This is a genomic window from Nocardia mexicana NBRC 108244 (assembly GCF_001613165.1).
Classification (GTDB): Bacteria; Actinomycetota; Actinomycetes; order Mycobacteriales; family Mycobacteriaceae; genus Nocardia; species Nocardia mexicana.
The window spans coordinates 1-6,320 of sequence record NZ_BDBV01000132.1 but is presented as its reverse complement, the minus strand read 5'-3'; the positions used below and the strand labels follow the sequence as shown (position 1 = coordinate 6,320).

The 6,320-nt window shown below is 67.5% G+C and carries 7 protein-coding genes; 4 read left to right on the top strand and 3 right to left on the bottom strand.

Features of this window, described 5'->3' with window-relative positions:
- Positions 1-10 precede the first annotated feature (10 nt).
- Positions 11-586: an HD domain-containing protein gene (locus NM1_RS38390; protein WP_068032271.1), complete on the top strand. Its 576-nt coding sequence runs from the start codon at positions 11-13 to the stop codon at positions 584-586.
- Positions 587-619: 33 nt separating this feature from the next.
- Here the strand turns inward: NM1_RS38390 and NM1_RS38385 are convergent, their stop codons facing one another.
- Both NM1_RS38385 and NM1_RS43235 read right to left on the bottom strand, forming a co-directional pair.
- A complete protein-coding gene (locus NM1_RS38385) occupies positions 620-1,330 on the bottom strand; it encodes a PIG-L deacetylase family protein (protein WP_068032268.1) in 711 nt (236 codons plus the stop codon).
- A gap of 96 nt (positions 1,331-1,426) precedes the next feature.
- Complete coding sequence (locus NM1_RS43235) at positions 1,427-1,600, bottom strand: hypothetical protein (RefSeq protein ID WP_169814397.1); 174 nt, start codon at positions 1,598-1,600, stop codon at positions 1,427-1,429.
- A 220-nt stretch (positions 1,601-1,820) separates the two neighbouring features.
- On the opposite strand from NM1_RS43235, the gene NM1_RS38375 reads away from it, so the two are divergent.
- Both NM1_RS38375 and NM1_RS38370 read left to right on the top strand, forming a co-directional pair.
- Complete coding sequence (locus NM1_RS38375; protein ID WP_068032266.1) at positions 1,821-2,282, top strand: PPOX class F420-dependent oxidoreductase; 462 nt, start codon at positions 1,821-1,823, stop codon at positions 2,280-2,282.
- 76 nt (positions 2,283-2,358) lie between these two features.
- Complete coding sequence (locus NM1_RS38370; RefSeq protein ID WP_246011743.1) at positions 2,359-3,249, top strand: TIGR03621 family F420-dependent LLM class oxidoreductase; 891 nt, start codon at positions 2,359-2,361, stop codon at positions 3,247-3,249.
- A gap of 305 nt (positions 3,250-3,554) precedes the next feature.
- Here the strand turns inward: NM1_RS38370 and NM1_RS38365 are convergent, their stop codons facing one another.
- Entirely contained in the window at positions 3,555-4,349 is a 795-nt protein-coding gene (locus NM1_RS38365; RefSeq protein WP_068032262.1) for a DUF3472 domain-containing protein, read from the bottom strand.
- A 264-nt stretch (positions 4,350-4,613) separates the two neighbouring features.
- Between NM1_RS38365 and NM1_RS38360 the strand changes: the two genes are divergently transcribed.
- Positions 4,614-5,918, top strand: coding sequence for a chitinase (locus NM1_RS38360; protein WP_084520448.1), 1,305 nt, complete (start codon positions 4,614-4,616; stop codon positions 5,916-5,918).
- Positions 5,919-6,320 lie beyond the last annotated feature (402 nt).

Sequence of the window (6,320 nt, the reverse complement as noted above, 5' to 3'; positions counted from 1 at the left end):
CTTCGCCACCATGCGAGCGATCGAGACTGTGGACGACGTGATGACCCTGCTGGCCGACTGCGCGGACGTCTGGGACATGCCCGACCGCACCGGCGACCCCGTCGACATCCTCGATCACGACCGCCAATGCGCCGAACTGCTGCGCCGCGACCACCCGGACGACGAGGAACTACAGGTCGCGGGACTGCTGCACAATATCGGCCACACACTCGTACCGGGCGACGACGCCGGACACGGGCGGCACGGCGCCGCGGCGGTGCGCCCGCTGCTCGGCCCCCGCGTCGCCCGGCTGGTGGAGCTGCACGTGGTCGCGAAACGCTATCTGGCCGCGACGGATTCGGCGCATGCGGAGAATCTGTCGGCCTCCAGTAAACGCACATTGGTCGCCCAGGGCGGCCCGATGACCGCCGCCGAACTCGCCGCCTTCGAGGCCGATCCGGACTTCGCCGCGGCCCTCGCCCTGCGCCGGGCCGACGACGCCGGGAAGGTGGTCGGGCTGCGGGTCGAGCCCGTGGAAAGCTGGCGGCCGGTCATCGCCCGCGTCGCCGCAGCGCAACTCGCCCCGGCGCAGCAGGGGACATGCTGATCACGGTTGGACGAAATCGCCTGGGAGCGTGCGCTATCCGGCGAAGTAGTACAGCTCGAAGCCCACGGCCCGCTCGGCGTCGAACCCCTCCTGCGGCGCGGTCGTCATCTCGATGACGGCGCGGGCCTGGTCGGCGACCGGTTCGGGACTCAGCGCCGACAGGTAACGGTCATGGGCGGCAAGGGATTCCACCGCCACCTCGACCGTGTCGGTGACGTCGACGGCATGCGTGGCGCCGGGCCCGAGCACCGCGGCCCAGCGCGGCGACCAGATCGGCAGATCGGCCAGTTCGGGGAAGATCCACTCGTTGCCCGCGTCGGAGACCGCGTCCAGGCCCGCACGCCCCACCGCGCGGTGGTCGGCGCTGTTGGCGAAGCCGGAACCCCACGCGTCGCCGAAGTAGGACAGCACCACCAGTTCGGGCCGGTGCCGCCGGATCGCCGCGGCCAGATCCCGCCGCAGCGCCAGCGATACCTCGATGCGGCCGTCGGGGTAGCCCAGGAACTCCACCTCCGACACCCCGACCACCTTCGCCGAGGCGATCTCCTCCGCCTCGCGCAGCGGTCCGGATTCCGCTGGCGGCAGCCCGGCGATCCCGGCCTCCCCGCTGGTGACCAGGACATACCGAATGTCCTTGCCCTGCCTGGTCCACCGCGCGACGGCCGCCGCCGCACCGTATTCGATGTCGTCGGGGTGCGCGACGATCACCAGGCCGCGCTGCCAGTCCTCGGGAAGCTGCTCCATACCGCCATTCAAACAGTCCGCGGCACCCCGGCACCATGCGCGCGGGCCGCCCGGTCTCTCGACCGGGCGGCCCGCGTATCCCTGGCACAGGGACGTCTACATCTTGTTCACCGTCGACTTGTTCGACCCCGACACCGCCTTGTACAGCAGGTACAGCCCGAACACCACGGCGCTGATCATCAGGATCGGGAACAGCGCCTTGAGCAGCCAGCCGACCACCATCAGCGCCAGCCACACGAGCGCGACGACGCCCAGGATCTTCCAGAACATGTCCACTTCCTCCCGAAGGTTTCCGAACCGCGGTCAGCGCGACCCGACCCCTCCATACTGACCCAACCCCACCCCAAAATCACCAGGTCACACCCGATATCGGGGAAAGATCAGGGGTTACCCGGAGGCGGGGTGCGCTTGACCTGGAGTTAGCTCCAAGTCATAGCATCCAGGCAACGCCCGGGGACCGGTACGCAGACACGACGAGATAGGAACCGCCTTGCCACGCATTGCCACCGCGGACGCGGTCGAACGCGCCGAACTGCTGGAATTCCTGCGCACGCGCCATCGCGGGGTTCTGGTGACCACCCGCAGCGATGGTCGGCCGCAGCTGTCGCCGGTGACCTGCGGCATTGATCCCGAAGGGCGGCTCGTGGTGGCGACGTATCCGGCTCGCGCCAAAGTCCGCAATGCGCGGCGTGATCCGCAGGTATCGATCTGCGTTCTGTCCGACGACTGGAACGGGCCCTACGTGCAGGTCGACGGGCGCGCCGAGGTGCTGGATATGCCGGAGGCCCTGGACGGCCTGGTCGAGTACTTCCGCGGCATCTCCGGCGAGCATCCGGACTGGGCCGAATATCGCGAAGCCATGGCACGCCAGAACAAGTCGCTGTTGCGCATCGACATCGAACGCTGGGGACCCGTCGCCACCGGAGGGTTCCCGCCCGAACTCGCGGACTGATCGCCCGCAGACCGTGTCGTGGCGTCCGGTCGGCGGCGAACCCGAGCAACTGCCGCCCGGCGAGTAGCCTCGAGGCGTGGAAGATCGAAAAGGTATGACACCGCGTAACTTCCGGTTCGGCGTGGGCTTCGGCGGCGCCGGCACCCGCGCCGAATGGCGGGACCGGGCACGGCAGGCCGAGGATCTGGGCTACGACGTGATCCAGATCGCCGACCATCTCGGGATGACCTCCCCCTTCCCCACGGCGATCACCATGGCCGAGGCGACGGACCGCCTGCGGGTCGGCACCATGGTGCTCAATGCCGGTTTCTACCGGCCCGCGCTGCTGGCGCGTGACGTCGCCACCACCGACCTGCTGACCGAAGGGCGGTTCGAGTTCGGCCTGGGCGCCGGGCCGGATTTCGCCAAGCCCGAATTCGAGGCCGCCGGACTGCCGTTCCCCAGCGGTCGGCAGCGCATCGACTACCTGGCCCAGACCATCACCGATATCCGCGACCTGTTCGCGAAAGAACATGAGCCACCGGTCGGTCGGCAGATACCGCTGCTGGTGGCCGGGCGCGGTGACCGCCTGGTGCGAACGGCCGCCGAACACGCCGACATCGTGTCGCTGGCCGGGGTGCCCGTCGGCCCCGATATCGACTCCGAGGAGGCGGGCACCGCCGCGCTCGCCCGCCGCGTCGAATTCGTCCGCACCGCCGCCGGGGAGCGTTTCGCGGATATCGAACTCGGACTGATGCTGCAGGCCGTCGACGTGCAGGGTCACGAAGCCGACCTGACGCTCCCCCGCATGTTCAATCCGGACCTGTCCGAGGCGCAACTGCGCTACCTGCCGGGTGTGGTGCACGGTTCCGCCGCCGGCATCGCCGACACCCTGCGGCACTACCGCGACGAGTTCTCCATTACCTATTTCACGGTCTCCGGAGACCACCTGACCGCCATGGCCGAGGTGATCGAACAGCTGCGATGACGCATGGTGACAGTCCCGAATGTCGTTGAAATACGGGACTGTTCACAGTTGCGCTCGCCCCGGCTCAGGCGAAGAGTGGATGCCGTCTGCCCGTGTTATCGAAGGACCAGGACATGCCACACGTCGCCTTCCCCATCCTCGGCTCGGTATCGATCTGCCTGAACATCCCGCTGGGACCGGTAAGCATCAGCATCTGTATCTAGCGGGAACTTCCGGCCGCCGCCACGGCGCACCATGCAGCAAGGGTGCGCCGCGGCGTTCGGCAATGCCGTCCGGTCGTCGGCAGACCGGCTGTGGTGCGCGAATCAGGAAGCGGGCGTGGACTTGACGTCGTAGCCGCCGGGACCGTCCGTCGACACGGTGTAATCGGAAACATCTCCGCAGGTGTAAATTCCCGAACCGGGTTTGTTGCCCGCGGTGTGGGATTCTGGTTCGAACGCAATGGGTTTGCCGTCGGCGGTCACATTCGAGTACGAAACCTGCACTGCGGGAATATCGCCGCAGGATTCGATACCCTTGAACCTTTCGATGAAGGCATTGGCGCTGTCGTTGAACTTCGTGAAACTCGACGGGAGTCGCCAGGCGCCGATGGTGCGGGTATTTCCCGTGGATTCGTCGGTGATCGTTCCGGTGTAGGAGATGCCCTCGGCGTCCTTGCTCCGCTTTGCCGCGATCGTGTATTTGCGGCCCTTCGCATACTCCAGATCATCGATGGCACACGTGACGCCCTTGCCGCTGTCGGCACCCGATTTGCAGTTGTCGTGCAGCGGTGTGGCACCCGGCCCGAAGTAGGAGAACCGGACACCGGCCTTCCCGGTCGTGTGCGGCTGGATCCCGGAGTAGAACCCGGTGCCGTCGGGTCCGTACAGGTAATGCGCGTAGTAGATGTTGTCGGTCTGCACGTCGGTGTCGACCTGCACCGTGTATCGGTACTCGCCGAAATCGCCGGGTACGTCGTGCGAGGTATTGATGAAATGCTGCGGCGGGGAGGCGGGAATCGAGGCCGGGCCGTCGGCGGCGTGCGCGGCGACGGGGAGGGAAACCAACGCGGAGCCCAGGAGCGCCGCGGCGCCTACCACTTTCAGCACCGGGAACTTCATGACCAGCCTCTCGATTTGCGACGAGCTTGCGGCGCACACACTAGCGCGCCGGAGGAGCGCGTGTATGTCACACCGGTAAGACCGGCAACAATTGGCTCAATTGCGCCGATGTCACCGAATCCTGGCCGATACTTCCGCTTCTGAACCTCTGACCAGCGCAGCTTTCATAAAGCGTGCAGTGCAGATCACGGTGTGATATCTGTTGTGTCGCTAGCGAATAACGGGGTCCCGATCGAATTACCTTGATGAGGAAGGAAATACAACGTGTCCGCCCCAACTTCGCCGTCACCACGGCGGCGGGCCGCCCGTGCCCCGCACGGCAATCGGCTCCCCCGCACCGTGCGCACCCTTGCCGCCTCGCTGGCAGTCACCGGTGCGCTGGCCGGATTCAGCGCCACGGTATCCGCCGCCCCCACCACGACTCCCGCGCCTTCGGGAACCGCTACACCCGCGCCTTCGGGTACGGGTTCACCGACCACCACGCAAGCGCCGTCCGGGACGGGAACGCCCACAGCCACTTCGGCTCCGTCCGGTACCGGAACCCCGGCACCCGCACCGTCCGGCACGAATACGCCCGGAGCCAGCGGCTCTCCCGGCACCTCCGAGTCGGCGAGTCCGGCACCGAGCACCTCGGGCAGCGCCGCACCGAGCACCCCCGAAGCACCGGCGGCAGGCTCCAGTGGCACAACGACATTCGCGCCCTATGTCGACACGTCGCTGACCCCGGCCTTCGACCTCGTCGCCGATGCGCAGGCGACCGGCGCCAAGGAGTACAACCTCGCCTTCATCACCGACGGCGGATCCTGCACGCCGAAGTGGGGCGGCACCACCGACCTCGGTGGCAATGCCACCGCCAACCAGATCGAGGATCTGCGCAAGGCCGGGGGCGATGTGCGCATCTCCTTCGGCGGCCAGGCCGGTAGCGAGCTGGCCACCACGTGCTCGTCGGCCGAGGCCGTCGCGGACGCCTACGGCAAGGTGGTCGACCAGTTCAAGGCCACCAAGATCGATCTCGATATCGAAGGTGGCGCGCTGCCGGATACCGCCGCCAACACCCGCCGGGCCCAGGCCGTGGCCAAGCTGCAGCAGAGCCACCCCGGGCTGAAGGTCTCGTTCACGCTGCCGGTCATGCCCGAGGGTCTGACCCAGCCGGGTGTCGACCTGCTCGCCGACGCGAAGAAGAACGGGGTCGATATCGAGGCAGTCAACATCATGGCCATGGACTACGGTCCGTCCTACACCGGCGATATGGGCAAGTACGCCACCGACGCCGCCACCGCCACCCAGGCCCAGGTGGCCAAGGCCCTGGGCGTCTCCGATGCCTGGAACAAGATCGCGCTCACCCCGATGATCGGCGTCAACGACGTTGCCGGTGAGACGTTCTCGCTCGACGACGCCGCCGAGGTGGCCGCCTTCGCCAAGTCCAAGGGCCTGGCGTGGCTGTCGATGTGGTCGGCCACCCGCGACAAGCAGTGCGCGGACGGCGGGACCTCGGCACAGCCCACCTGTTCGGGTGTGTCCCAGTCCGAGCACGCGTTCGCCGAGAGTCTGAGCCAGGGCCTGGACTGACCACCGGCACATTCGGTGACACGATTCCGGACCCTGTGGGCCCGACCTGAGGGGCGGGCCCACAGGGGCGTGTCCGCCGATTCCGTTGTGCCGTCTCCCGAGCACCCTCGCGGGCGGTGGTGAATTCTCGGGAAGATCCGTAAGGGCCGGGTGGATTCGAAATCGGCGGGCCTACTGTGTCATTCGCCGCGGCATACCAGATATCCCAAGTGACACAGGAAGTTCCCGCATGAAGAACAGCACAGGCCGGAAAGCGGTTGCCGTCGCCGCACTCGTCGGATCCGCCGCTCTGGCATCGCTCGTCGGGGCGGGTGTGTCGAACGCCGACACCCCGCTCGCCTCGATCACCAGCAGCGGCAGCTCGGCCTCCGGGGAAAAGGACGCCACCGCGCCCATCACCAG

What these genes read in the sequence shown, in the direction of transcription:
- NM1_RS38365 (WP_068032262.1), bottom strand. Translation starts at nt 4,349, where the DNA reads ATGAAGTTCCCGGTGCTGAAAGTGGTAGGCGCCGCGGCGCTCCTGGGC.
- NM1_RS38390 (WP_068032271.1), top strand. Translation starts at nt 11, where the DNA reads ATGCGAGCGATCGAGACTGTGGACGACGTGATGACCCTGCTGGCCGAC.
- NM1_RS43235 (WP_169814397.1), bottom strand. Translation starts at nt 1,600, where the DNA reads ATGTTCTGGAAGATCCTGGGCGTCGTCGCGCTCGTGTGGCTGGCGCTG.
- NM1_RS38385 (WP_068032268.1), bottom strand. Translation starts at nt 1,330, where the DNA reads ATGGAGCAGCTTCCCGAGGACTGGCAGCGCGGCCTGGTGATCGTCGCG.